25 protein-coding genes and 8 tRNA genes are annotated in these 25864 nt (G+C 32.3%); 31 read left to right on the forward strand and 2 right to left on the reverse strand.

Annotation, left to right across the window (positions count from 1 at the left end):
- Nucleotides 1-328 precede the first annotated feature (328 nt).
- The 4 genes from KQI88_RS16555 (at nt 329) to KQI88_RS16570 (ending at nt 3046) form a co-directional block, all read left to right on the forward strand.
- Nucleotides 329-487 carry a hypothetical protein gene (locus tag KQI88_RS16555; protein ID WP_216419283.1) on the forward strand — a complete coding sequence of 53 codons (159 nt, stop codon included), beginning with the start codon at nt 329-331 and terminating at the stop codon, nt 485-487.
- Nucleotides 488-678: 191 nt separating this feature from the next.
- The gene (locus KQI88_RS16560) at nt 679-894 is read left to right on the forward strand and encodes a hypothetical protein (RefSeq protein ID WP_216419285.1); all 216 of its coding nucleotides are present in this window, start codon (nt 679-681) and stop codon (nt 892-894) included.
- Nucleotides 895-1054: 160 nt separating this feature from the next.
- Nucleotides 1055-1417 carry a spore coat protein gene (locus tag KQI88_RS16565; RefSeq protein ID WP_216419286.1) on the forward strand — a complete coding sequence of 121 codons (363 nt, stop codon included), beginning with the start codon at nt 1055-1057 and terminating at the stop codon, nt 1415-1417.
- Between the two features lie 243 nt (nt 1418-1660).
- Complete coding sequence (locus tag KQI88_RS16570; protein WP_216419288.1) at nt 1661-3046, forward strand: hypothetical protein; 1386 nt, start codon at nt 1661-1663, stop codon at nt 3044-3046.
- Between the two features lie 114 nt (nt 3047-3160).
- On the opposite strand, the gene KQI88_RS16575 is transcribed toward KQI88_RS16570, so the two are convergent.
- Complete coding sequence (locus KQI88_RS16575) at nt 3161-3322, reverse strand: hypothetical protein (RefSeq protein ID WP_216419290.1); 162 nt, start codon at nt 3320-3322, stop codon at nt 3161-3163.
- Between the two features lie 176 nt (nt 3323-3498).
- On the opposite strand from KQI88_RS16575, the gene KQI88_RS16580 reads away from it, so the two are divergent.
- The 21 genes from KQI88_RS16580 (at nt 3499) to KQI88_RS16680 (ending at nt 20042) form a co-directional block, all read left to right on the forward strand.
- A complete protein-coding gene (locus KQI88_RS16580) occupies nt 3499-5451 on the forward strand; it encodes a sigma-54-dependent Fis family transcriptional regulator (protein ID WP_216419292.1) in 1953 nt (650 codons plus the stop codon).
- Nucleotides 5452-5841: 390 nt separating this feature from the next.
- Nucleotides 5842-6825, forward strand: coding sequence for a pyruvate dehydrogenase (acetyl-transferring) E1 component subunit alpha (pdhA, locus tag KQI88_RS16585; RefSeq protein WP_281417668.1), 984 nt, complete (start codon nt 5842-5844; stop codon nt 6823-6825).
- Complete coding sequence (locus tag KQI88_RS16590; protein WP_216419294.1) at nt 6825-7796, forward strand: alpha-ketoacid dehydrogenase subunit beta; 972 nt, start codon at nt 6825-6827, stop codon at nt 7794-7796. The genes pdhA and KQI88_RS16590 overlap by 1 nt, the downstream gene beginning before the upstream one ends.
- 174 nt (nt 7797-7970) lie before the next feature.
- Nucleotides 7971-9275 (forward strand): dihydrolipoamide acetyltransferase family protein, encoded by a 1305-nt coding sequence (locus KQI88_RS16595; protein WP_216419296.1) that lies wholly within the window; start codon nt 7971-7973, stop codon nt 9273-9275.
- Between the two features lie 11 nt (nt 9276-9286).
- On the forward strand, nt 9287-10678 hold the full coding sequence (gene lpdA / locus KQI88_RS16600; RefSeq protein WP_216419297.1) for a dihydrolipoyl dehydrogenase: 1392 nt from the start codon (nt 9287-9289) through the stop codon (nt 10676-10678).
- A gap of 145 nt (nt 10679-10823) precedes the next feature.
- Nucleotides 10824-11414: a hypothetical protein gene (locus KQI88_RS16605; protein WP_216419300.1), complete on the forward strand. Its 591-nt coding sequence runs from the start codon at nt 10824-10826 to the stop codon at nt 11412-11414.
- A gap of 57 nt (nt 11415-11471) precedes the next feature.
- Nucleotides 11472-12461, forward strand: a complete 990-nt coding sequence (locus tag KQI88_RS16610) for an AIR synthase family protein (RefSeq protein WP_216419302.1) — start codon at nt 11472-11474, stop codon at nt 12459-12461.
- Nucleotides 12462-12714: 253 nt separating this feature from the next.
- Nucleotides 12715-14868, forward strand: a complete 2154-nt coding sequence (locus KQI88_RS16615; RefSeq protein ID WP_216419304.1) for an N-acetylmuramoyl-L-alanine amidase family protein — start codon at nt 12715-12717, stop codon at nt 14866-14868.
- A 161-nt stretch (nt 14869-15029) separates the two neighbouring features.
- A complete protein-coding gene (locus KQI88_RS16620) occupies nt 15030-15551 on the forward strand; it encodes a DUF2179 domain-containing protein (protein WP_212375797.1) in 522 nt (173 codons plus the stop codon).
- A gap of 98 nt (nt 15552-15649) precedes the next feature.
- Entirely contained in the window at nt 15650-16621 is a 972-nt protein-coding gene (locus KQI88_RS16625) for a GerMN domain-containing protein (RefSeq protein WP_216419306.1), read from the forward strand.
- Between the two features lie 145 nt (nt 16622-16766).
- Nucleotides 16767-17564, forward strand: coding sequence for a ribonuclease PH (gene rph, locus KQI88_RS18725; RefSeq protein ID WP_246579355.1), 798 nt, complete (start codon nt 16767-16769; stop codon nt 17562-17564).
- Nucleotides 17554-18186, forward strand: coding sequence for an XTP/dITP diphosphatase (locus KQI88_RS18730; protein WP_216419307.1), 633 nt, complete (start codon nt 17554-17556; stop codon nt 18184-18186). Before rph ends, KQI88_RS18730 begins: the two co-directional genes overlap by 11 nt.
- On the forward strand, nt 18179-18652 hold the full coding sequence (locus KQI88_RS16640; protein ID WP_334300614.1) for a metallophosphoesterase: 474 nt from the start codon (nt 18179-18181) through the stop codon (nt 18650-18652). Before KQI88_RS18730 ends, KQI88_RS16640 begins: the two co-directional genes overlap by 8 nt.
- 417 nt (nt 18653-19069) lie before the next feature.
- Nucleotides 19070-19143, forward strand: a tRNA-Gly gene (locus KQI88_RS16645).
- A gap of 8 nt (nt 19144-19151) precedes the next feature.
- Nucleotides 19152-19228, forward strand: a tRNA-Arg gene (locus KQI88_RS16650).
- A gap of 8 nt (nt 19229-19236) precedes the next feature.
- Nucleotides 19237-19312: transfer RNA gene (locus KQI88_RS16655), tRNA-His, on the forward strand.
- A gap of 5 nt (nt 19313-19317) precedes the next feature.
- A tRNA-Gln gene (locus KQI88_RS16660) sits at nt 19318-19394 on the forward strand.
- Nucleotides 19395-19427: 33 nt separating this feature from the next.
- A tRNA-Leu gene (locus KQI88_RS16665) sits at nt 19428-19510 on the forward strand.
- A 3-nt stretch (nt 19511-19513) separates the two neighbouring features.
- Nucleotides 19514-19588: transfer RNA gene (locus KQI88_RS16670), tRNA-Gly, on the forward strand.
- 8 nt (nt 19589-19596) lie between these two features.
- Nucleotides 19597-19673, forward strand: a tRNA-Arg gene (locus tag KQI88_RS16675).
- 292 nt (nt 19674-19965) lie between these two features.
- Nucleotides 19966-20042: transfer RNA gene (locus KQI88_RS16680), tRNA-Arg, on the forward strand.
- A 276-nt stretch (nt 20043-20318) separates the two neighbouring features.
- Here the strand turns inward: KQI88_RS16680 and KQI88_RS18735 are convergent.
- A complete protein-coding gene (locus KQI88_RS18735) occupies nt 20319-20486 on the reverse strand; it encodes a Spo0E family sporulation regulatory protein-aspartic acid phosphatase (RefSeq protein WP_216419312.1) in 168 nt (55 codons plus the stop codon).
- 259 nt (nt 20487-20745) lie between these two features.
- Between KQI88_RS18735 and KQI88_RS16690 the strand changes: the two genes are divergently transcribed.
- The 6 genes from KQI88_RS16690 to KQI88_RS16715 all read left to right on the forward strand — a co-directional run bounded on the left by KQI88_RS16690 (nt 20746) and on the right by KQI88_RS16715 (nt 25806).
- Nucleotides 20746-20961 carry a FeoA family protein gene (locus KQI88_RS16690; RefSeq protein WP_216419404.1) on the forward strand — a complete coding sequence of 72 codons (216 nt, stop codon included), beginning with the start codon at nt 20746-20748 and terminating at the stop codon, nt 20959-20961.
- Between the two features lie 129 nt (nt 20962-21090).
- Entirely contained in the window at nt 21091-23046 is a 1956-nt protein-coding gene (gene feoB / locus KQI88_RS16695) for a ferrous iron transport protein B (protein ID WP_216419314.1), read from the forward strand.
- Nucleotides 23046-23186 carry a FeoB-associated Cys-rich membrane protein gene (locus KQI88_RS16700; protein WP_212375847.1) on the forward strand — a complete coding sequence of 47 codons (141 nt, stop codon included), beginning with the start codon at nt 23046-23048 and terminating at the stop codon, nt 23184-23186. Before feoB ends, KQI88_RS16700 begins: the two co-directional genes overlap by 1 nt.
- Before the next feature lie 212 nt (nt 23187-23398).
- Nucleotides 23399-23989 carry a DUF3793 family protein gene (locus tag KQI88_RS16705; RefSeq protein WP_216419316.1) on the forward strand — a complete coding sequence of 197 codons (591 nt, stop codon included), beginning with the start codon at nt 23399-23401 and terminating at the stop codon, nt 23987-23989.
- 103 nt (nt 23990-24092) lie between these two features.
- Nucleotides 24093-24524, forward strand: coding sequence for a flavodoxin (locus tag KQI88_RS16710; protein WP_216419318.1), 432 nt, complete (start codon nt 24093-24095; stop codon nt 24522-24524).
- Nucleotides 24525-24780: 256 nt separating this feature from the next.
- Complete coding sequence (locus tag KQI88_RS16715) at nt 24781-25806, forward strand: ABC transporter substrate-binding protein (RefSeq protein ID WP_216419319.1); 1026 nt, start codon at nt 24781-24783, stop codon at nt 25804-25806.
- Nucleotides 25807-25864: the final 58 nt, after the last annotated feature.

Here is a 25864-nt window from a genome sequence, read left to right on the forward strand (position 1 = left end):
CTATAGATGAAGCAACTTATAGATTACTGGCTACTCGGTTTCAAAAAGGTAGGTGAAATATATGCTTTCTTTCATCTTTTTAATTATTATATTATGTTGTGCATGTCGACGTGAATGTAGATGTTGACGTGGATTTTGGGGTTGTAAAAGATAAAGGAAACAGAATTAGGGGAGGGCTTAGGCTTTACCCTGTTTTTTGTTTTTGTATAAAGATATCACAATTTCTAGGTAACTTCATAATATATTACAACTACTAATAATTTTAGAACAGAAATAAAAAAGTTCTATGCTTAGCAGTAATTAAAATCTTAAAAGGTGGGTGTAATGTATGAGCGGAATTGTTGAAAATAAAGGCTGTTTTGGAGGTTTCGATGGTATTTTTGGAGGATTTGGAAATAATTTCTTCTTTTTCATCTTTTTAATTATTATATTATGTTTCGTATTCGGAATATTTGGACGTGAACGTAGATGTGGGTGTGGATGTTAGTTTTGTAATTATAAAAGATAGAACTAGTAGAATTGGGGTAGAAATACCCCTATTTTTATTTTTTTCATGGTGAAATATAGAACAATTTATATGTAATTTCATAATATATATTACAACTAAGTATAGCCTTAAAAGATAAAAGAAGTTGTGCATTTAGTAATATTTAAAATTTGAAAGGGTAGGTGTAATATATGAGTGAAATTATTGGAAATAATACAGGTTGTGGCGGTGGATTTGGTGGTTTGTTTGGAGGAAAGCAAAGTAGTTTACTTTTCTTCTTCTTGATATTGGTGATAATTTTCTGTAACTGTGGTATTTTTAAGGGATCAGGAGATAGTCTACTTTTCTTCTTCTTATTACTTGTTGTACTATTTTGTGGATGTGGACGTGGAGGTTTCTTCTTCTAAAAAGACAGATTAACAGAATTGGGGTAGAGCTTAGGCTTTACCCTCTTTTTTTAGATCTATTTCGTAGTAACACTTTTGCCAGTCTGTAATATACTTGTATTAGAAAAGGAGTAAAGTAGTAAGCCACTTTTCTAATATAAAAATAGGGAAGGCGAACATAATGAATTATAGCCAAGAAATTAATACACAAAGGTGTGATGATCTAATTAGTATAGGTGCAACATGTGTAGCTCAGATAGAAGGAAGGTTTTTCTGGCTTATTGAAGTTGAAATGGACGTTATGGGTAAATTGAGGGAAGAAGTGATTATAAGAGAAATAACAGCGACTCAAGCAACAGTACTAATAGCAACAGGAGTTATGCGTTGCCAAATAGTTGATACACTCCCTACTTCAATTCCAGGAATAGAAGAGGAGCCTATTTGTGCGTTTGTAGTAGGTCAAAATGTGTTCTTAGTATTTAGTGTGGAAAATGCAACTGACCGTCTAGTTCTAGTTAGAGTACCTTTATGTAGAATTATTTAATCAAATTATGTCACGGTGAGAGTTTCTAAATGAAAGGCTGAAATAAAATGGTGGGGTAGCTTATGCTTTACCCTATTTTTTTATTTTAATTTATTGTAACTAAAGCTCCTAAACGTTAATATCATAGCTTTAAGAGTATATTTTATTTTTTATTAATCTTTTTATTATATGCTTTCATATTCATAATATGAACTAATAGGGGGATTTTTTAAAAATTTATAATAGTTGAAAGGAGGACACATTATGGTTGAATTAACCTTAGTACACTGGATTTATGTAATAGTGGTTATAATTGTTCTAGCAGTAATGATTATGAGAAGGGATACGTTAATACCATGTGTTATAGGAATATTTTTAATGGGGTTAGCTTCTAAAAAGGGTATTGTAGGAGCCGCGGGAGGTATATTTAATTCCTTTGTTGTTGCAGGGGTGGAATTACTAGGAATTATATTTATTATTTCTGTAATTGTATCCATGTCTAGATTACTAGAAGATATAGGAGCAAACCAATTAATGATTAGGCCATTGACAAAACTAATAAAAACACCAAATCAAGCTTTTTGGTTTATTGGAATTGTAATGCTTCTTGTATCCTGGTTTTTCTGGCCTTCTCCTGCTACTGCATTGGTAGGAGCAGTATTACTACCAGTAGCTTTAAAGGTAGGATTACCTGCAATTGGGGCTGCTGTAGCTATTAATTTATTTGGCCATGGACTAGCTTTATCAAGTGACCTTGTTATTCAAGGAGCACCTACAATAACTGCAAGCACTGCAGGAGTAAATGTAGCAGAACTTACGAGCAAAGGTATACCTTTATTCGTAGTTATGGCAGTTGTTACTATTACTGTAGCCTATATTTTATTAAAAAGAGATATGAAGAATGGTACTCTAAAACTTGACAATGCAATGATTAAAGAAAGTGATGTCAATGAAAAGGAAGTGCGGCCAGTTGCAAAGATTGCAGCTTTTATGGTTCCTATTGCTTTCGGATTAAATATTTTAGCTATGTTTATGTTTGAGCTAAGGGGTGGAGATGCCACAGCTCTAATAGGCGGAACAGCAGTCTTAATATTAGTAGTTTTATGTTTCTTAGAATATAAATCTAAGGCTTTAGAACAAATTACCGACTACATTAAAGCAGGATTTGTATTTGGTATAGAGATATTTGGACCTATTATTCCAATAGCTGCATTTTTCTACATGGGAGATATGGGATCTTTTTCTCAAGTAATGGGAGCAGGAGCACTACCGGCAGCATCCCAAGGCATTTTAGCTGACCTTGGTACAGCTCTAGCTTCAGTAGCACCGATGAATAGACCTACAGTTGCTATTATGGAAATGGGTATAGGTGGCCTTACTGGACTTGATGGATCTGGTTTTTCTGGTTTATCATTAGCAGGAGCAGTAGCTAAGGTATTTGGTACAGCAGTAAATGGAAGTATAGCTGTATTAGCAGCTTTAGGTCAAATAGGATCAATTTGGGTTGGAGGAGGAACTATAATACCTTGGAGCTTAATTCCTGCAGCAGCTATTTGTAATGTATCACCTATGGAATTAGCACGTAGAAATCTTGTCCCCGTAATGATAGGATTAATTGTTACCACTATTGTAGCTATGTTTTTAATCTAATAGTATAAGAACAAAATAAACAAAGCTCACCAGTAATAATTTTTACGGGTGAGCTTTGTTTTAAATAATTGTTATAACATGAGAAAACTTTAAACATAATAAGTATAAAAAACACTAATAATAACTAATATTAGATTTTTTTATCCCACCCTCCTTTTTGTTTTTAAAATACGCACAACCTTGTTCTTGTGTGTTTGATACCGAGGTTACATGGGTTAAAGTACATTCGCCTTCCTTTTCATAAACACAAGGACTAACACATTGTATCATAGTCACAAAAACCACCTCCTAATATATATTTTGTCTAAAATAAGTTTTAAAATGCCATGCAATTATTGTTATTTGAAAGAAGGGTGTTGTTACCTTCATTTTTTTTATTAAATATACTATACTTAAATTAAGTAGGGGATAGATTTTTAATCTAATACTATAAAAGGTGGGAAATTGATAATATGGATGATAATTTTATAAATGAAATAAAAGATGCATGGAATGATTATACTTATAATGGGCAAATAACTGGAATTGTAAACCCTATAATAAGAGAGTCTTGGGAAAGGTGCAAAAAAGCAGGTATTGATTATAATAATGGATATGGAAAAAGAGTGAACGATAAACAATTAGAAAATATATTAAATAAAAATATAGAATTGTTGAAAATTGCAAGGCCTATTATGAAAAATCTACATACCTTAGTATTAGGTTCTGGGTTTGTTTTAGTTCTCACAGATAAAGAGGGACTTATTATAGAAACTATAGGAGAAGAAAATATAAAAAAAGAAGCTAATCTATTTAATTTTAGTATAGGTTCAATATGGTCGGAAGAGGCTGTAGGGACAAATGCAATAGGATTGTGTATAAAAGAAGATAAAGCAATACAAACAATAGGAGCCGAACACTATTGTGAGTATCATCATGCATGGACGTGTTCTGCTTCTCCTATTCATGATGACAAGGGAAACATAATTGGATCTTTAGATATGTCAGGTAGATGTGACAAAGCTCATAAGCATACATTAGGAATTGTTGTAGCAGCAGCATTTTCAATAGAAAATGAAATATCACTTTTAAGATCTCACGAATTAATAGACACTACTATTGAGTCAATATCAGATGGTATGATTATAGTAGATAAATCCTACAAGATAAATAAAATGAATCGTATAGCTGAGGATATACTAAATTTAAAAAGAGAAGTTGCCAAAAATATAGATATTAGACACGTGATTAAAGACATAGAATTTAAAGATATATTTAAGGACAATAAAATGATTTTAGAAAATATGGATTGCAATTTTTTTATTAATGAAAAGAGAATTCAATGTAGTGCTAAAATAACACCAGCAATAAGTAACGGAATATTAATCGGTATAGCTATCATATTTAAAGAAGTAGAATACATACATCATACAGTAAATTTACTAACTGGAAATAAAGCTACTTATTCTTTTGGGAATATTTTGACTATTGATGAAAAAATGAAAAAAATAATAAGAGAAGCTCAGAAATTTTCTAAGACAAAAGGATGTATTCTAATAGAAGGAGAAAGTGGCACAGGAAAAGAACTATTTGCCCATTCAATACATAATTATAGTAATCGAAGTGAAGGGCCATTTGTTGCAGTAAATTGTGCATCTTTACCTAGAGAGTTAGTTGAAAGCGAATTATTTGGATATGAGAGAGGTGCTTTTACAGGAGCTGCAAAAGAAGGAAAACCAGGAAAATTTGAGCTAGCAAATGGAGGTACCATATTTCTAGATGAAATAGGTGAGATCCCCTTAGACTTACAGGCTAAACTATTAAGGGTTTTAGATAGTTTTACCGTTACTAGAATTGGTGGAAAGTATGATACTAAGTTAGATGTGAGAGTAATAGGTGCAACTAATCGGAATTTATATGAGGAAGTTAAAAAGAAGAATTTTAGAGAAGATCTGTATTATAGACTAAATGTTCTTAAGATAAATATACCTCCTCTCAGGGAAAGAACAGAGGATATTGAAATATGTGCCAACTACTTTTTAGATAGATTAAACACTATTTATTCCACTAATAAGAGGATGAGCAGTGAATTTTTAGATTACGCAAGGGTATATAAGTGGAAAGGCAATGTTAGAGAACTAGAAAATATTATTGAAAGAGCTTATTACCTATCTGAAGAAACCTTGATTACTAAGGAGCATTTACCAGATGATATACTAAATAGAAGTATTGAAGTGGAGCAAATCATTTTAGATGGAAATAACTTATCTATTAAAGACCAAGAAAGAGAAATAATAATAAGGGCATTAATTAAAACTAGAGGACATGCTATAGAAGCAAGTAATATATTAAATATAAGTAAATCCTCCATATATAGAAAAATTAAAGAACATAATATAGATATGAATTTATATAAGAAAATATAATATATGGGAAGAGATTCCCGGAAACGAGAAAAAATATTCCCAATTAAGGGAATATTTTTTTATTTAAAACAAAGATTCTTTTTTATTATATTCAATAATTGTTGAAATCATAGCAATAGATAAAAATAAAAAATTTTTAAAAAAGTCAATTAACTTGGCATGTTAATTGCTGATATTATTATTGGACAGATTCAAATAGATATAAATGTAGAAGGGAAGTGGTAAAGATTACATGAAAATATTTACTTTGTGATTTGATATAGGTCTAGATATTTATGGTCGAGATATGAATTGCCTAGAAGAAAAGACGGCACTACATAACATATCTAAAAGCTACTTATGTGACTTAGAAGAGGTAAACATGGATTAATATTACAGGGAGGGATTTTCTTGAAGTTATCAAATGATCAAATAATAAATATGTATAAAACTATGAAAGAAATTAGAGAATTTGAAACCAAGGCGATGAATTTATTTGCTGAAGGAAGTATACCAGGTTTTGTTCACTTATACCTAGGTGAAGAAGCAGTAGCTACAGGAGCTTGTGCAAGCTTGAGAGATGATGATTATATTACTAGTACTCATAGAGGCCATGGACATATTTTGGCCAAGGGCGGAGATTTAAAATATATGATGGCTGAATTGTTTGGAAAAGCAACTGGTTATTGTAAAGGTAAAGGAGGCTCAATGCATATAGCTGATGCTACTAAAGGTATTCTTGGTGCAAACGGTATAGTTGGAGCAGGTCATAACATTGCAGTAGGAGCAGGTTTAAGTGCAAAATATAGAGAAACTGATCAAGTTTGTATATGTTTCTTTGGAGATGCTTCTACTAACCAAGGTACATTTCACGAGTCTTTAAACTTAGCAAGTGTTTGGAAGCTCCCAGTGGTCTTTGTATGTGAGAATAACTTATATGGAATATCTATGCATCAATCAAAGCATCAAGCTATACAGGATGTTGCAGATAGAGCTGTAGCATATAATGTGCCAGGTGTTATTGTAGATGGAAATGATGTGTTCGCAGTATATGAGGCTGCAAATGAAGCAATAAACAGAGCTAGAAATGGTCAAGGTCCAACACTTATAGAATGCAAAACCTATAGATATAGAGGACATTTTGAAGGAGATCCTGGGAATTACAAAGCTACAGAAGAACAAGAAGAATGGTTAGCAAAAGATCCTATTCCCAGATTAGTTAATCATTTAATAGAAAATAAAATATTAAGTGAAGAAGAACTTCAAAAAATTAATGAAGATGTAAATAAGAAAATTATGGAAGCTATAAAATTTGCTGAAGACAGTCCAGAGCCAACTTTAGAATCTGCTGTTGAAGATATTTATACGGATATAGTAGAGGAGGTAAGAGCGTAATGAAAAAAATGACTTATGCAGAAGCTATTAGAGAAGGTATGAGAATTAAAATGAAAGAAGATCCAAATGTTCTTATATTTGGAGAAGACGTAGGTGCCTTTGGAGGATGCTTTGGAGTTACAGGTAGTTTGCATAGTGAATTTGGAGATGAAAGGGTTAGAGATACTCCTATATCTGAAGGTGTTATTATTGGTTGTGCAGTAGGGGCTGCAGCTACTGGATTAAAACCTATAGCAGAGTTAATGTTTATTGACTTCCTTACTGTAGGTATGGATCAGTTAGTTAATCAAGCAGCTAAAATGAGATATATGGTTGGCGGAAAGATATCCCTACCAATGGTTGTTAGATTACCTGCTGGAGCAGGCACACGAGCAGCAGCTCAACATTCCCAGTCCTTAGAGGCATGGTTAACTCATATACCTGGATTAAAAGTTGTTTATCCTTCAACTCCAAATGATGCTCTGGGATTAATGATAAGTGCTATAGATGAAGATAACCCAGTAATGTTTGTAGAGCATAAAGTTCTTTATGCTTTAGAAGGGGAAGTGGATGAAAATATAAAACCTATTCCTTTAGGATTAGCAGATGTAAAAAGAGAAGGTAATGATATTACTATAATAGCAACAGGGAAAATGGTCCATGAAGCATTAAATGCGGCTGAAGTATTAGCAAAAGATGGTATAGATGTTGAAGTAATAGACCCTAGAACATTATATCCTCTTGATAAAGAAACCATATTTAAATCTATAGAGAAAACTAATAAAGTTGCAATAGTTACAGAAGAAACAAAACGTGGAAGCTATGCAGGAGAAATTTCCGCTATTATAGCTGAGGAATTTTTTGATTATCTAGATGCACCTATAACTAGAATATGCAGTTTAGATACACCGATACCATTCTCTCCAAAGCTTGAGGACTATGTAATACCAGATTCCCAAGATATAGTAAATGCTATTAAAAAGATGTTTTAACTAAGAGAGGTAACTTAAGTTGCCTCTTATACGAGGTGAGTATATGAATAGCATAGGAATAATTGCAAATCCAGCATCCATAGGTTTTTCTACCTTGTAAATATAAGAAAACCTTAGAGTCGGCTTAAAAAAGTGGATTTTTTCAAAGATAATATATAATTGGGAGGAAGCTAAATGGCAAAAATTATAACTATGCCCAAACTTGGGTTAACAATGACAAAAGGGAAAATTGTTAAATGGTATAAAAATGAAAATGACCAAGTAAAAGAAGGAGAGAAATTATTTTCTGTGGAAACAGATAAACTTACTAATGATATAGAAGCTAAAGACAGCGGAGTTTTAAGAAAGATAATAGTTCAAAGTGGACAAGACGTGCCGTGCCTACAAGCAATAGCCATAATTGCAGATGCTAATGAAGATATATCTGCTCTTTTATCGGAAACAGGAGGAGAGGATACCTCTACTGTAGAGAAAAAGAAAGAGGATAATTTAGATGTTAAAACTAAAGAGGTAGCTAAGAAAATTGATAGAAATATAAAAATATCACCAGTTGCTAAAAAATTAGCTATAGAAAATGGTATAGACCCATCAGAAATTATAGGCACAGGGCCAGATGGAAGAATAGTTTTAAAGGATGTAGACAAATTTATAGATGAAATAAGTAAGATAAAGATAACTCCAGCAGCAACTAAAACAGCTAAAGAACTAGGTATAGATCCAACAATAATCAATAAAGATGGCAGAATTAGAAAAGAAGATATATATAAGTTTGATAATTATAGAAGACTTAATGAAAAGGCTAATCCTATAGATAAAAGAATTCCAATGAGTACAATGAGAAAAGTAATTGCAGAAAGAATGACTTATAGTTGGAATACATCACCAGTGGTAAATTATGATATAAGAGTTGATGTAAGTAAGCTTAAAGAATTAAAAAATGAATTAAAGTCTGTTGCAAATGTTACATTTACAGATTTAATAGTAAAGATAGTATCTAAGCTTTTATTGGAATTCCCATTAATCAATAGTTCTATAGATGGAGAGGAAATTATACTTAGAAACTATGTAAATATGGGGGTAGCAGTTGCACTAGAGGATGGATTAATAGTACCTGTGGTTAAACATAGTCATATTAAAGGATTAAAGGAAATTTCAGATGAAATAAAAGATCTCGCGTATAAAGCTAAAAATAATCAATTAGCATCTGATGAGCTTAGTGATGGTACTTTTACTATCACTAATATAGGAATGTTTGGTGTAGAATCCTTTACTCCTATAATCAATCAACCAGAGTCAGCTATACTTGGAGTAAATGCTATAGTAGAAACCCTTGCATTAGAAAATGGAAATGTAGTAAAAAAACCTTTAATGAATCTATCACTTACAGCAGACCATAGAAATATAGACGGTGCAGTAGCTGCTCAATTTTTAGCTAAATTAAAACAATATATAGAAAGCCCATCGATGATGCTACTTTAGGAGGTGAAAAAATGAAGATAGTTGTTTTAGGAGGAGGACCCGGAGGATACGTTTGTGCTATTAAGGCAGCCCAATTAGGAGCAGAAGTTACTATTGTAGAGCAAGATAATATGGGAGGAACTTGTCTAAATGTAGGTTGTATACCAACAAAGGTACTTCTCCACTCTACAGAGATTTATAGACTTTTAAATAAAGAATCTGCTGATCTAGGTTTTGATATGGATAATTTGAAAATAAATTGGAACACTGTACAGAACAGAAAAGATATGGTTGTAACCCAATTAGTAGATGGAGTAAATACTTTATTAGAGTCAAATAAGATAAGGATTATAAAAGGAAAAGGCCAATTTGTATCTAAAAATCAGATAGAAGTTATATCAAATAATAATGATAAATCTTTAGTTAATTTTGATAAGGCTGTTATTGCCACAGGTTCAAGCCCTGTAAAAATACCAATAGGAGGTGTAGAATTAGAAGGCGTACTTACTAGTACAGAAGCTCTATCCTTAGATAATATTCCTAAAAGCATGTGCATAATAGGCGGCGGGGTAATAGGAGTAGAATTTGCTAATATTTATTCTAATCTAGGCTCAAAAGTTACAATAGTGGAAATGCTTCCTAATATAGTTTCAAATATGGATGAAGATATTGTTAACTGCTTAAAGTCACAGTTGATTGAATCTAATATTGATATATATACTAGTACAAAGGCAGAAAAAATTGAGAAAGAAGAAAATAAGTTAAAGGTTATCATAGCTACGCCTTCGGGAAATAAACATATAGCGTCAGATAAGGTTTTAATGTCTACAGGAAGAAGACCTAATATTGAAGGTATAGGATTAGAAGCTATAGGTGTAAAGATTGAAAAAGGAGCTATAGAAGTAGATAAGAGTATGAAAACTAATGTAGAAAACATATATGCTATAGGAGATTGTGTAGGTGGAGCATTACTTGCCCATGTAGCATCAGCTCATGGTATCATTGCTGCTGAAAATATTATGGGAATATTCACACCAATTGATTTTAAAACAATACCATATTGTGTTTATACAAAGCCAGAAATTGCATCTGTTGGATTAACAGAAAAACAAGCTTTAAACAAAGGATATAACGTTAAAATTGGAACATTCCCCTTATATGCAAATGGAAAATCTCTTATTATGGGAGATGTAAATGGATTAGTTAAATATGTGGTAGATAGTAGTACAGATGAAATACTTGGACTTCATATAGCAGGTCCTAATGCTACAGAGTTAATAGCAGTAGGAGCATTAGCAATAAGACTTGAGACAACAGTGGATGAGATTATATCTACAATTCATGCTCATCCTACTGTTAGTGAAAGCCTTTGTGAAGCTGCACATGCAGTAAATGGGAATGCTATACATTTACCAAATATTTAGTATGAAAATTAATATAGTAGAAAATTGTATTTTAAAATTTTGTTTAAATGCCACTTTCTTAGATGAAGAAGGTGGCATTTTTCTGCAAACTATACATATAAAAACTCCACTTGGTTATAACTATATTGGATAAGGAGGAAAATATATGTTCTTTGATGATTATTTAAAAACTGGTAAGATTTATCATATTGCACCAATTAATGATTTAAAGCAAATTTTATTAAATGGAATTAAATATGATGATAAAGTCACTTATGGAGATAAATATTATGACTTTCATTGCTTTATTGATAGCTTAAAGCCATCACATATACCATCTTGGGTAAAAAGAAAAAAATCCATATTTGCAACAATGAATTATCGTGATCATCCTAATTTTTACTCTCATAATGTTGTAATGGCATTAACTATAGATCCATCAAGATGTTGGATTGCTAACGAAAATAGAGCAAATCAAACATATGAACCCTTTGTTTTACAAGAAGTAGAATTCTTAAATGGAGCCGAGGAATATATGAAACAGGAAGGTAAACGTCTAATAGAAGAATATTGGGAAACATCATTAAGTTTTGAAGATAACTTAAATAAACGGATGGATTTAAAGGAAGGCTATGATGCAGAAGTTTTAATATTACATTCTATTGATCCTAAAGATATTGAAATATTATATATAGTTTCTGATCATAAGGTTATGGAATTTAATGAGTGGAAGAAAGTATTTTGTAAAGGTAAATAAGACATTTTATGATATAATATTTGCATAAACAAGTAAGGATAGGGGATGCAAATACAGATGGAAATAGGCAAAATACCTACAGAAGTGTTAAAGGAAGTAATTTTTTCTAATATTAAACATAGACGATCTGAAGTGTTGGTTAGACCTAATATTGGTGAGGATTGTGCAGTAGTAGATTTTGGTGATTATGTTTGTGTAATGAGCACCGATCCAATTACTGGAGCTATTAAGGACATTGGTAGTTTGGCAATACATATTTCCTGCAATGATATAGCTTCTAGTGGTGTCGAGCCACTTGGAATAATGTTGACTATTATGGCACCGCCGAATACAACTAAAGAAGATTTAAGTTATGTTATGGCAGAGGCAAATAAAGCTGCTGCTTCTATTAATGTAGAAATAATCGGAGGCCATACAGAAATTACTGATGCTGTTAACCGAATGATAATTAGTGCTACAGCTATAGGCAGACAGGCTAAAAATAAATTAGTGCTTTCTGAAGGTGCAAAAATTGGAGATGCAGTGTTTATGACTAAACACGTAGGACTAGAAGGGGTAGCTATAATAGCTAGAGATTTAGAAGAAAAATTAAAAGACAAAGTTAGTTACGATATAATTAAATCTGCTCAGGAATTTTCTAAAGATATAAGTGTAGTTAAAGAAGGAATTCTGGCTAGCAGTGTAGGAGTGCATAGTATGCACGATGTTACTGAGGGTGGAATTTTTGGTGCTCTATGGGAATTAGCAGAAGCATCAGGATTAGGTATAGAAGTATATGAGGATAATATAAATATAAGGGAAGAAACAATGCAAATATGTAAGTTGTTTTCAATTAATCCAATGAGATTAATTTCTAGTGGAGTTATGGTTATTACTATTTCTCAAGATAAGAAGGATTTGATGGTTGAGGCTTTTAATAGTAAAGGCATGGATATAACAGAGATTGGAAAAGTTATAAAAGAAGGACGTATAGTTATAAAAGGAGATAAACTAATAGATTTAGAACCTCCATATGTAGATGAGTTATATAAAGCATTTGAAAGTTAGTATACTATTAATTATAGGGAAGGGCATAAGTCCTTCTTTTTTTGCGCGCAATTTTTTATTATATGCAATTTTTTTCCATTTTATTCGTCAAAAACTATAGTATTATTACATATTAATTACAATTTACCATATTCATTGACATAAGATTTTACATAATGATATAAATAATAGTAAAGGAAGCCATTGGTAATAGAAATTAATATTATTGAGTGGGCTAGTGTTCAAATTGTTAATAAAAAATAGGAGGGGACCAATGAGAAAATTAATTCCGAGTATATTAGTTCTAATAATTTTAATTACTTCTCTTACAGTTTCTTTTGCAGATGGATCTTTGAATAAGATTTTATTAAAAGAAAATGGTATAGGGAAAAACTATCAAGTAGTAAATCTTAAAATAGATGGCAAAACAGTAAAATCTGCAGATGTGCCTCCTATAATTTACCCACTAAATAATCAAGAAAGAACTTTAGTACCATTAAGAGTTATTATAGAACATTTAGGGGACAAGCTAAATGCTGATATTGGGTGGGATGAAGCTAAACAAGAAGTAAAAGTTAAGACTAAAGATAAGGAAATACTTTTAAAAATTGATAGCCCTGTAGCTTTAGTTAATGGTGTTCAAAAAAGACTTCCAGACAATATTCCTGCAAAGCTTCTTGCAATAGGAGATAACAGTAGAACTATGGTACCGGTTCGTTTTTTTGCAGATGAGCTTGGACTTAGTGTAGGTTGGGATGAAAAAACTGTAACTGCTTCAATAGACATGCCTAAAGTGCCTGAAAAAGAAACTGAAGAAGAACCTATCATCAATCCACAGCCTCCACAAGAAAATGTTGCAGACGTTACAGATGTTAGAGTTGAAATGAATGGATCTATACCTCAAATTCGTATTAAAACATCAAAACAAATTGATTACAAACAGTTTAAGTTAGCAAATCCTGAAAGGCTAGTAATTGATCTAAATAATGCAAAATTAAATTTGAGTGACAGGAATAAGCTAGAGAGTAATGGAACTTTACATATTCAAAGCAATAGTGAGGTAATAAAAGGTGTTAGAGTATCACAATTTCAAAATGATCCATTTGTAACTCGAGTTGTAATGGAGTTAGGAAAGTCAACTGAACATGAAATAAGCTTTGATGAGAAAAGTGGAGAAATTGTAATAAACTTTACTAATTATATTCGTAATGTAAAAAAAGAAATTATGAATACAAAAGAAGTTATTGTTATTGAAGGAGATTCTGTCGCTGATTATAGTATAATGCAGTTAAGTGACCCAGAACGTTTAGTAGTAGACATTAAAGGTGGAGTGCTACATAGTAACTTTAAAAATAATCTTATAAACATAGATGGTAAAGTAGCAAAGACAATTAGGGTTTCTGAGCATACACCAGAAAATAACGGTACAAATGAGAAAAATGTACGTGTAGTAATAGATTTTCAAGAAAATAGTGGTTATAATGAAGCTTATGCAGAAGTGAATGGTAATAAATTATATTTACATTTAGAGGGCGAACCTTTTAAAGCAATAAAGTATGAGGAAACTGGATGGACAACTTCAAGATTTACACTAAAGGGTTCAACGGTTACTAGATATAGTATAGGACGTCAATTAGCATCGAATTTAATAGAGGTAACAGTTCCTAAAAAAGATATTGAGCTTGAACTGGCAAGTCTTAATATTAATGACCATATTATAAAGTCGATTAATATATCAGAAGACTTAAGCCAAAGTAATTACAATGTAAAATTAGAATTACAAGATTCTGTAGAACATAAGTTACTTTCATCTGAACAAAGTCAAGATTTAGTATTAGAATTAAATAATAAAAATGCTAAATACAGAGAAATGCTTGTTGTTATTGATCCTGGACATGGGGGTAGAGACCCGGGTACTACTTCTTCAATACTTAAGATGCATGAATCAGAAGTTGTATTGGATATATCTACAAGACTTAATAAATTATTGACAGAAGCCGGCTTTAGAACTTATATGACCCGTGTAGATAACCTAACCCCTAACACCAAGTTAGAACTACAAGATCGTGCAGATGTGGCAAATAGTTTGAATGCAGATATATTCATTAGTATTCACGCAAATGCTGCAGAAAAGGTACCTACAGCTAATGGGCTTGAAAATTTTTATCATCCCAGTGATATAAGGGGTAAAAAGCTTGCAGAGGTATTTCAATCCGAAATGATTAAGAATTTAGATATAAACAGTAGAGGGGCAAAGCCAAATAACCTGTCTGTACTTAGAAATACAACAATGCCAGCAGTATTAACAGAAACAGGTTTTTTAACAAATGCTGGAGATGAGGCAAAGCTTGCAACAAGCGAGTATCGTCAACAAGTTGCAGAAGCAATGTTTAAAGCAACTGTTAGATATTTTGAAGAAACAAGATAAATATTAAAGAATAGAGACTATTTTTAGTCTCTATTCTATTTTGATATTAAGTGTTAAACTTCTAGTTAATAATTCTGAAATATTAATAAATAATATTAGATGATTAAAAACAAATTTGAGGTATAATAATTATTAAAAGGAAATGTTTTGGAGGGGAAAATATGGAAGCTGTTTTGGGTTATTTATTAATTTTTTTAGCACGATTAACTGATGTGAGTATGGCTACTATTCGTATGATTATGGTAGTAAGGGGAAAACGGGTAATCGCTGCATGTATTGGATTTGTCGAGGTAACCATTTATGTGTTGGCAATAGGAAAGGTACTTAGTGGTATGGATAATCCATTAAATGTGCTTGCGTATGCCTCAGGTTTTGCTACAGGTAACTATGTAGGTATTTTTCTAGAAGAGAAAATGGCCCTAGGAAATATTATTGTACAAGTAATTTCAGACTATGAGGTTACACAATTAGTTGAAAAACTAAGAGATAATGGTTTTGGAGTTACAGTAATAGAAGGCTATGGACGAGAGGGCATAAGACACCTTTTAAATGTATCCCTACAAAGAAAACATTTATCCAAACTATATAATGTAGTAGATAACCACGATAAAAAAGCTTTTGTTACAGTAACCGATGCTCGTGCTATTCGTGGTGGATATTTTGCAGGTTTGAAGAAGAAATAATGAATAGTTAAGAGTCCTCTATAATATAATTGCAATATAAGACTTTCTTCTAACACGTGGAAAGTATAAAGGAATTATATGATTGGGGGACGGAGTATATGAGATCTTTGCGGTGGTTAGCTATTTTGCTTATAGTTTTATCCGTATTTTTATTAACTGCTTGTGGAGTTTTTAGAAAAGACAAAGATGTTAGTTTAGTTATTGATACAGGTGTACTAGAAGAAGATGGATTAAGAGAAACCGTTCTTTATTATCGAGATCAAAAAGGGATTATAGTTCCAGTTATGAAAAAGATACCCTGGGAAGATGGAATTGCAAAGGCCGCTGTAAGCCTACTAGTAGATGAGCCAGGAGTTAGAGATGACTTAGCTACCGTAGGATTATTACCAGTGTTGCCTACTGGAACAGAAGTAATAGGAATGTCAATAAACGAAGGATTAGCTAAAGTAGATTTCAATGATAATATTCTATCCTATGATACTGAAATTGATGAAAAGACTATAGTTCAATCACTTGTATACACATTAACTGAATTTGAAGCAATTGATAAAGTTCAGTTATTGGTAGATGGCAAGGAAATTAGTAAGCTTTCCTTTGGCACAAAAGTTAAAACTCCTCTAGAAAGAGAAAACATTAACTTGAGCTTAGAGTTACAAGAAGAAGAGGTACCAGTTGTAGTATATTACAAAACTACTACCAACGGTGAAGACTCTTTTTATATTCCAGTAACTAAAGGAGTTAGTGCAATAAAGGCAGATATTAAAAGTGTTTTAACAGCATTAATTGAAGGTGCACCTGAAAACACTGGACTGTATAGTGAATTACCAGCAGGTGTAATGTTAAATGATGTTTATGTAAAAGATGGAGTTGCATACATTGATTTAAGTAAAGAAATTGAAAATATGCCTAATAACAAAGCACATCAACAATCAATGATCTACGAATTAGGTCTTACATTAAGAGAAATAGAACCTTCAATTTCTCAGATTCGTATTTTATCTGGAGGAAAGGAAATAAAGTTAAATCCAGATGTAAGCTTAAATCTACCAACCTATTCAAATAAACATTAATTGAACCGAGATAATATCTCGGTTTTTTATTGTACTATTGAAATCATCAAAGATGATTTTTTGTATATAAAAGGCAAACTATGATACAATATTATATGAAAAACATTTTATAAATACATATAACTTGAGGGAAGGAAGATGATCTTTGAATAGAAATAATGGAAGAAGCTATGACGAGTTAAGACCTGTAAAATTTACAAGGAATTATACAAAATATGCCCAAGGTTCGGTATTAGTAGAAATGGGGGAAACAAAGGTAATTTGTACAGCTACTATCGAAGATCGTGTGCCTCCTTTTTTGAAAAATACGGGAAAAGGCTGGATAACAGCAGAGTACTCTATGTTACCTAGTTCTACACAAAGTAGAAAGGTAAGGGAATCAAGTAGAGGAAAAGTAGAAGGAAGAACCCAAGAAATTCAAAGATTAATAGGTAGAGCATTACGTTCTGTAGTCGATTTAGATTCTATTGGAGAAAGAACTATATGGATAGACTGCGATGTAATACAAGCCGATGGTGGTACCCGCACAGCTTCAATTACCGGATCTTTTGTGGCATTAGTGGATGCTTTAAATAAGCTTAAAGAAGAAGGAACATTAAAATACATACCAGTTAGTAACTTTGTATCTGCTGTTAGTGTAGGTATAATAGAAGGGCAGACTATGCTAGATTTATGTTATACAGAAGATTCGACTGCTAAGGTAGATATGAATATAGTAATGACAGATAGAGGGGAATTTGTTGAGGTTCAAGGGACAGGAGAAGAATCACCCTTTAGTAGGGAAGATTTAATGGAGTTATTAAGACTTGGTGAAAAAGGAAATACTGAGCTAATTAGACTTCAAAAAGAGGTTTTAGGTACTATAGCTGAGGAAGTTGGCAAAATTAAAGAAAATAAAACTGAAGAGAAAGATGCACATAATGGAGGCAACAATGAAAAGTAGAGAAGGGTTTAAAACTGTATATCAAGCAGTAATTGCAACAGGAAATAAACATAAGTTAGAGGAAATAGGTGTAATTTTAAAAGATTTTCAATTAGAGGTTCTTTCTATGAAGGATGTTGGATTAGATGGACTAGAAATAATAGAAGATGGTAATACATTTGAAGAAAATGCACTAATTAAGGCAAAAACAGTTATGGAGAAAACGGGAAAACTAGCCCTTGCAGATGATTCTGGATTAGAGGTTGATATATTAAATAACCAGCCTGGAATATATTCAGCTCGATTTGCTGGAGAGCATGCAACTGATAAGGAAAATAATGATAAGCTTCTTAAACTACTTAAAGATATTCCGTTAGAGAAGAGGAAAGCTAGATTCGTTTGTGCCATGGCGGCTGTATTTCCTAACGGAGATATTGTTGTTTTAAGAGGAGAGTGTTCTGGTGTAATTGGTTTCGAGCCAAAAGGTACGTCTGGTTTTGGTTATGATCCTTTGTTTATAATAGAGGAATATGGTAAGACATTCGCAGAACTAGGAGAAGAAAGGAAAAATAAGATTAGCCATCGTGCTATTGCTCTAGAAAAGTTAAAAGAGGAGCTAAAAACACGATTAGAAGGTGAGTAGGTTGAAAATAGGTGTAATTAGTGATAGTCATGGAATGTGTAAATATATTGATTTAGCCATGGAACATTTAAAAGATGTAGATTTAATTATCCATGCAGGAGACAACTATAAAGATGCAAAGTATATAGAAAAAAATTATAATATTAAAGTAGTAGCAGTTTCTGGTAATTGTGACATAGGGGGCATAGAAGAACGAATTGAATTAATAGATGGTAAAAAAATTTTTATTACCCATGGTCATAATTATGGAGTAAAAATGAATATAAATGTAATCTTCTATGCAGGTAAACAAAATGATGCGGATATAGTTATATTTGGTCATAGTCATATACCATTTTATGCAGTAGAAGAAGGTATGGTATTACTTAATCCAGGCAGTACTAGTTTGCCTAGAGGTGGATCAGAAAAAAGTTGCTGTATTATTACTATTGAAGAAAATATAAAGGTGGACTTTATTAATATATAGTTTCAGGGGGAAGGCGGTTTGCCTTCTCTTTGTACTATAAAAAATATAGTATAATATAAAGCTGTAAAATTGCTAGATATCTGATGAAAATTATTAAATATTAGTTTTTGAGAAATAATAAGAAAAACCTTGAAAAACAAAGTATAACTTTTGTATTTTATGTACATCTTTAATAAGGAAGATTTATATGGATTGAAGTTTAATCTTAAATTATGTATACTAGATTTCGTCGCTAAATGAACCTTCTAGGATGGTAGCTATATTCTGAGCACTTGGAAGTTCAGTATGAATTTTAAGTCCGCCAGAAGTCGATAGGATAGCACAATACGACTTTTCTTTAGTTAATAACTAATAAGTACTTGACATAATAATGATTATATGGTAACATTATTAAATGTTAAGACATTAATTAAATATGCGGGTGTAGTTCAATGGTAGAACGTCAGCCTTCCAAGCTGATCGCGAGGGTTCGATTCCCTTCACCCGCTCCATTAAACATGTACCTATAGCTCAGCAGGATAGAGCAATGGCCTTCTAAGCCATGTGTCCGGGGTTCGAATCCCTGTAGGTACGCCATTTTTATGGTGGATGTAGTCAAGTGGTTAAGACACAGGATTGTGGCTCCTGCACTCGTGGGTTCGACTCCCATCATCCACCCCAAATGTTGGGATATAGCCAAGTCGGTAAGGCAACGGACTTTGACTCCGTCATTTCGCAGGTTCGAGTCCTGCTATCCCAGCCAACTTAATATTTTCTACGGGTAGGCCGTAGACACGCAGGTGTGGCGGAATTGGCAGACGCACTAGACTTAGGATCTAGCGGGTAACCGTGGGGGTTCGACTCCCTTCACCTGCACCACATGCGGAAGTGGCTCAGTGGTAGAGCATCGCCTTGCCAAGGCGAGGGTCGCGGGTTCGAGTCCCGTCTTCCGCTCCAATAAATAGGTATCTATAGCTCAGCAGGATAGAGCAATGGCCTTCTAAGCCATGTGTCCGGGGTTCGAATCCCTGTAGGTACGCCAAAGTAAAAAGTTAGATTAAGATAACTAATCTAACTTTTTTGTTTTTGATAATATATATTTATGTATTTCTAGTATTATAAATCGGTACAAGAAATATTGCACTAGAAAAAGATATAGCAATTAGAATAAGTGTAGAGGTAAGTTAATATGAGCTGACATGATGTGTCTTATGATAAAAGTTCCAACTATATATACACTACTGTGTCTTATACAAAATGAAAAATACGTATATTGCAAAAAATATTAGAGTATGTTATATTTAGAAGGTATCTATTTTATAATCTAAATACATGCGCCCTTAGCTCAGCTGGATAGAGTAGCTGACTTCGAATCAGTTGGTCGCAGGTTCGAATCCTGCAGGGCGTGCCAAAAAATATCAGCATCCATAGGGTGCTGATATTTTTTATGCCCAGCGGCAGGGAACTCAATTTGAACAGGTACGACCAGGCAATGATCTTCTAATCCAGAATTTATGTATGAATTAAAAGGTCACCCATATGAGAGTCGGTATAAAGTCCTTTAAGAATGACTACTAATTTATTAGTAGTCATTTTATTACCATTTCATAAAACCTTTAATGCTGATTCAGATTAGGGGTATTGTGCTTATAATAAGCACAACAGGTTAAACATGCTTAATTAATTATTATTTTATATTGTGATACTGAGACAAAAGTTGATCAAGTAATTCGCTCAGTTTAACTACCTCTGAATCAGTGAGATTGTATTGTTTTTTACATATCAAGTTATGTAGCTCAACCTTAACAATTTCTATTTCATTGATTAATTCTAGCAACTTAGTTTTGTTACACAAAATACATACCCCTTTTCGATAATTATTACATTTAACCTGTTGTACTATGGAAATTTTACAGTAGAAATAAGGTAAAATATAGGAATATAAATAAAAAACTAAAAAATACTTAGGCCACAGTAGAAAATGGATATAAATGAACTAATATTTATGCTGATTCAATTTCTAAATTTGATCTATTGACAATTCTATTTGAATATGATATTCTTTATCAATAAGAGCGAGATGAGTATATAATGTAAGAAGGGACGAGATTGTGATGTTATTATCAAAAGCAAAGATCGGTCAGACCTTTAATATTAAACAAGTAGAAGGTAAAGAAAACATAAAAAAGTTTCTTTTTACTTTAGGATGTTTTGAAGGAGAAGAGATTACTCTTATTTCTAAACTTGCAGGGAATTATATAGTTAATATTAAAGATAGCAGATATGCACTTGATGAAAATATGGCAAAATATATTGTATTAGAAGCATAAACTTAATGTTTAGTTTTGTATCAAATATTGCATCATAGATATGCTATGTATCATAGCATATTATATTTGTTTTGTTATTGATAATGATTATTAATATTAAACAAACTTTTATAATGAGGGGGATTCACTATGAAAATAGCATTAACGGGTAATCCTAATTCAGGGAAAACTACATTGTATAATGCAATTACAGGGAAGGCGGAGTCTGTAGGGAACTGGCCTGGTGTTACCGTAGCAAAAAAAGAGTCAGATCTTAAGAAAAAGTATAATCCAGATGGAGTTGATGTAAGAATTGTTGACCTCCCGGGTACATACTCTATTTCACCATTTACTGGTGAAGAAGCAATTACTAGAGACTTTATCTTAGGAGAAGAGCCAGATGTAATTATTAATATTGTCGATGGAGCTAACGTTAGTAGAAGCTTATTCTTTACAACTCAGCTTTTGGAATTAGGGATTCCTGTCATTATTGCTCTTAATAAGAGTGATATTGTATCTAAAAGAGGAGATGTTGTAGATCAAAATGCTTTAAGTAAAGCTTTAAATTGTAAAGTTGTGGCTACTACTGCTACATCAGAAAATGGATTATTAAATTTAATTAGTGAAGCTATTAAACTTGGTAAGGAAAAGAAACCTCAAATTGAACCTAATTTTGTAGGTAAAGATTCCAAAGATCCTGATACCGCACGACAAAAATTTGTAGATGAAATTATTAGAAAATGCCAAGTTAAAAAAAGAGATGCTAGAGAAGTTAGTTTCTCTGACAAAGTTGATAGAATTGTAGCACATAAATGGTTAGGGTTACCGATATTTTTCTTGATAATGTGGGCAGTATTTTCATTTTCTATAGAAGGACTTGGTGGATATTTATCAGAGTATTTTAATGAGACCCTATTTGGAGAAATAGTACCAGATGTAGCAAATGGTTTGTTAGAAGGACTGGGAGTTAGTCCACTGTTGCAAGCTCTTATTGTAGACGGTGCTATTGGCGGCGTCGGAGCTGTTATAGGCTTTTTACCTCTAGTTATGGTATTGTTTTTTTGCCTATCACTACTTGAAGATTGTGGATATATGGCTAGGGTAGCAGTAGTAATGGATCGATTCTTCAAAAAAATCGGATTGTCTGGTAAATCTATTATACCAATGATCGTAGGTTCTGGTTGTGCCATTCCTGGTGTTATGGCAACAAGAACAATTGAAGATGTTAATGAAAGAAGAATGACTACAATTCTTACTCCTTTTGTACCTTGTGGTGCTAAACTTCCAATTATAGCTCTTTTTGCAGCAGTATTTTTCCCAGAGAATATTTGGATTGGACCTAGTATGTATATTATTGCTATTGGAATGATTATAGTTGGTGGACTTTTATTAAAGAAAATTTTCGTGTGGGAGAATACATCTCAATTTATTATGGAGCTTCCAGAATATAAATTACCTAGTTTAAAATATGCTTTTCTACAAATGATAGACAAAGCAAAGGCTTTTATTTATAAAGCCACAACTATTATACTTGTATGTAATACACTTGTATGGTTTGCACAAGCATATAGTTGGGGACTTAAACCAGTAGAAGATCAAAGCTTAAGTATACTTGCTTCCATTGGAACATTAATTGCTCCTATTTTAATTCCACTTGGATTTGTTGGATGGCAACTTGCGGCAGCCTCAATAACAGGTTTTATTGCGAAAGAAAATGTTGTTGCTACATTTGCAGTGCTTTTAGCTGTAGCTTCAGAAGAGGCTCTGCATTTACCTGGAGGTGCTTTAACAGAATTTTTCACACCTGTAACAGCATTTGCTTATCTTGTGTTTAATCTATTTACTCCGCCTTGTTTTGCAGCAATTGGGGCCATGAATTCGGAACTGGGTTCTAAAAAATGGCTGTTTAGAGCGTTAGCTTTCCAATTTGCTGTAGGCTATACTTTAGCTATGTTAGTGACTCAAGTTGGCTCTTTAATCGTGTATGGAACGCCAGCAGTAGGGTTCGTACCAGCTATAATTATAGCTGTTATTGTTGCAATTTATCTTATTATAACTATTAGAAAAACGGATTCCAAACGTGCTGAATTAGGAGTTGAGGTATAATGTCAGGAAATATAATAGTTGGTTTAATTTTTGGAGGTATTTTAATATTTGCTTTAAGAAAAGTATATAATGACGCTAAAAATAATAAGTGTAGTTGTGGAAGTAGTTGTTCTGATAAAAGCAAATGTAACAAATATTAATTAATATCTAGAAAAAAAGGGGCTATGGATCAAAAATTTGATTCATAGTCTCTTTTTCTATATAATTTCGAGATTTTTTTAAATATATAGCTTACTGTGATGGAAGCTTTTTTTATTATAAAGCAAAAGATAATAAATTATTGACAAATATATTTCTGTCATTTATACTGATAATAACAATCATTATCAATTATAGAAGTGAAGGTGAGTAAATGTTAGAGTGTAATAAAAATTGCTTGTTTTTCAATGAAGATCAGAACGATGGATTTGAAAAATGGATTGTTCAACTTCTAGGACCTGTTTTATTAGGAGAGAAACCTGCAGAAATTGTTAGTTTTCCTAAAAAAGATAATTTAGAACTTAGGAGAATTAAAGATATTTTTAGTAAGTGTAATAAAGTATCCTATAAGGAATTTGTAGCTTTTAATGGATGCAAAAAGATACTATTTTATAATAATAAGCTATTAGATTCGACCTTGTTAGATTTAAGGAACTTAGTGTTTTTAAAAAAGTTGGGATATGGAGAGGAATATTCTTTAGACAACTATTTAGGACATTTAATAAAAAAAATAGAAGAAGATAGCATACCCCATGAAATTGGTATTTTTTTAGGATATCCTTTAAAAGATGTTATCGGATTTATGGGTCATCCTTCTTTAAAACTTACTAAAATAAATGGCTGGAATGTATATGGAGATAGCAGATTATCTGATGAAAAGTACGTAAAATTTAATAATGCAAAACAACAAATACGTAGGATGTTGGAAAAAAGCTCACCTGAAATGATTGTACAGTCAGCATAATAAAAGCTGATTTTAAAAGTATGTTTGAATTAATGGTTTAAATTCTGTATTTATGAAAGTTACATATTTAGCAATATATAATATAAGAGGAGGCTTATTTAAAATGAAAAAAGTAACTGTTATTTATTGGAGTGGTACAGGTAATACAGAGAAAATGGCTGAAGCAATTGCAGAAGGTGCTAAAGTAGAGGGCATAGATGTAATCTTAAAGAATGTTAGCGAAGCATCTTCAGAAGATGTTTTCGATGCAGATGCTGTAGCTTTAGGATGCCCATCTATGGGAGCAGAAGAGTTAGAAGATAGTGAAATGGAGCCATTTGTAGAATCATTAAATAATGAAAAAATCAAAGGAAAGCCTGTTGTTGTTTTTGGTTCCTATGACTGGGGAGATGGAGAATGGATGAAAAATTGGGAAGAAAGAATGAAGGGATATGGAGCTAATGTAATAGCGGAAGGACTTATTATTAACTTAACTCCAGAAGAAGACGGATTAAACAAGTGCAAGCAGCTAGGAGAAAACTTAGCTAAGTATTAGACTTTGTGAACTTAATAATATAGAGAATAAATCTTATATTAGAATAAGATTTATTTGTATAAAACCTGTATCCGTAGGAATACAGGTTTTATTTTTATTACAAGATGTTTGGGAAATAACAAACTTTATTGCCCTCTTACCTATATTATTATAGAATATAAGTATATATTGAAACATTGAATAAAATATTCAAGTATTAGTGTCACGAAACAAATTAAAAAAATGACAGATTGTTTGTATAAAGGGAGATTGACTAATGAAGAAAAGAATAATATTCGTGTCTTTATTTATAATTTGCATAGCTATCTTGATATTTTATTATTCTACGTATATACAAATAAATGCTGAAGAAAAAGAACATAAAGTCTATAAAATAGGTGTATTGACCGTTACTGATGAAAGACTAGTTAAAGTAGAAGGAATGTATGAAGGATTAAAACAATACGGTTTCTCAGAGGATAATGTAGATATTATTATAAAGAATGCTTCAGGAGATGTTGAAATCTTAGATCAGCTAGCACAAGAACTAGTGGATGTTGGAGTAGATACAATTGTGACTACAGGCACTTCTGAAACTGCTGCAGCAAAAAAAGCTACTATGAACAAAGAAATAAACAAAGAAATTCCAGTAGCATTTATTGGCGTTGGATGTACTGTAGAGCTTGGTTTTGTGGAAGGTAATATTTCTACTGCCTGTAATATTACTGGAGTAGATAGTCATTATGTTCAATTATCAGGAAAACGACTCGAATTTTTAAAAAGGTTAGTTCCAGACACTGAAAAGGTATTAGTCTTATATAATCCAGAAACAACACCATTTGGACCCAGCTCTGAATTTTTATATGATGCTGCTGAAAAATTAAGTATACAATTGCATATTGTTCCTGTAACTAACCAGAAAGAGGTCGTCGAAGTTTTAAATGAAAAAAGTGACTATGTAGATGGTGTAATGCTAATGTGTAGTTTGTTATTTGAATCTATGCTAGATTCGATAGTTGAAATTACTCTTGAAAATCAAGTGCCGGTTATGGGAATTACTGATCGACAGGTAGAGAAAGGTGTGTTGGCCTTTTATGGAAGTACTAGTCAGAATGAAGGGGTACAGGCTGCCAGAATAGTGGCGAATATGCTAAAAGGACAAGATCCTAGGATAATACCAATAGAATCTCCAGAGAGGCTAGAACTATATATTAATGTAGACACAGCTAGGCAATTGGGGGTAGATATTGAAACCACGAAAATGCCATTTGTAGACCACTTTGTACACAACAGCGAAAGGTAATTTATTATGAAAAAACAAACTAGAAGTTATTGGTATAATAGCATCAAATTAAGACTGA

The organism is Alkaliphilus flagellatus (genome assembly GCF_018919215.1).
Classification (GTDB): Bacteria; Bacillota; Clostridia; order Peptostreptococcales; family Natronincolaceae; genus Alkaliphilus_B; species Alkaliphilus_B flagellatus.

Excerpts from the sequence above, each read along its gene's own strand:
- KQI88_RS16590 (WP_216419294.1), top strand. The coding sequence starts at position 6,825 with ATGAAAAAAATGACTTATGCAGAAGCTATTAGAGAAGGTATGAGAATT.
- KQI88_RS16580 (WP_216419292.1), top strand. The coding sequence starts at position 3,499 with ATGGATGATAATTTTATAAATGAAATAAAAGATGCATGGAATGATTAT.
- KQI88_RS16625 (WP_216419306.1), top strand. The coding sequence starts at position 15,650 with ATGAGATCTTTGCGGTGGTTAGCTATTTTGCTTATAGTTTTATCCGTA.
- KQI88_RS16565 (WP_216419286.1), top strand. The coding sequence starts at position 1,055 with ATGAATTATAGCCAAGAAATTAATACACAAAGGTGTGATGATCTAATT.
- KQI88_RS16705 (WP_216419316.1), top strand. The coding sequence starts at position 23,399 with ATGTTAGAGTGTAATAAAAATTGCTTGTTTTTCAATGAAGATCAGAAC.
- KQI88_RS16620 (WP_212375797.1), top strand. The coding sequence starts at position 15,030 with ATGGAAGCTGTTTTGGGTTATTTATTAATTTTTTTAGCACGATTAACT.
- KQI88_RS16560 (WP_216419285.1), top strand. The coding sequence starts at position 679 with ATGAGTGAAATTATTGGAAATAATACAGGTTGTGGCGGTGGATTTGGT.
- KQI88_RS16615 (WP_216419304.1), top strand. The coding sequence starts at position 12,715 with ATGAGAAAATTAATTCCGAGTATATTAGTTCTAATAATTTTAATTACT.
- feoB (WP_216419314.1), top strand. The coding sequence starts at position 21,091 with ATGAAAATAGCATTAACGGGTAATCCTAATTCAGGGAAAACTACATTG.
- KQI88_RS16690 (WP_216419404.1), top strand. The coding sequence starts at position 20,746 with ATGTTATTATCAAAAGCAAAGATCGGTCAGACCTTTAATATTAAACAA.
- KQI88_RS16605 (WP_216419300.1), top strand. The coding sequence starts at position 10,824 with ATGTTCTTTGATGATTATTTAAAAACTGGTAAGATTTATCATATTGCA.
- KQI88_RS16715 (WP_216419319.1), top strand. The coding sequence starts at position 24,781 with ATGAAGAAAAGAATAATATTCGTGTCTTTATTTATAATTTGCATAGCT.
- KQI88_RS16610 (WP_216419302.1), top strand. The coding sequence starts at position 11,472 with ATGGAAATAGGCAAAATACCTACAGAAGTGTTAAAGGAAGTAATTTTT.
- KQI88_RS16700 (WP_212375847.1), top strand. The coding sequence starts at position 23,046 with ATGTCAGGAAATATAATAGTTGGTTTAATTTTTGGAGGTATTTTAATA.
- KQI88_RS16570 (WP_216419288.1), top strand. The coding sequence starts at position 1,661 with ATGGTTGAATTAACCTTAGTACACTGGATTTATGTAATAGTGGTTATA.
- KQI88_RS16595 (WP_216419296.1), top strand. The coding sequence starts at position 7,971 with ATGGCAAAAATTATAACTATGCCCAAACTTGGGTTAACAATGACAAAA.
- KQI88_RS18730 (WP_216419307.1), top strand. The coding sequence starts at position 17,554 with ATGAAAAGTAGAGAAGGGTTTAAAACTGTATATCAAGCAGTAATTGCA.
- KQI88_RS16555 (WP_216419283.1), top strand. The coding sequence starts at position 329 with ATGAGCGGAATTGTTGAAAATAAAGGCTGTTTTGGAGGTTTCGATGGT.
- KQI88_RS16710 (WP_216419318.1), top strand. The coding sequence starts at position 24,093 with ATGAAAAAAGTAACTGTTATTTATTGGAGTGGTACAGGTAATACAGAG.
- lpdA (WP_216419297.1), top strand. The coding sequence starts at position 9,287 with ATGAAGATAGTTGTTTTAGGAGGAGGACCCGGAGGATACGTTTGTGCT.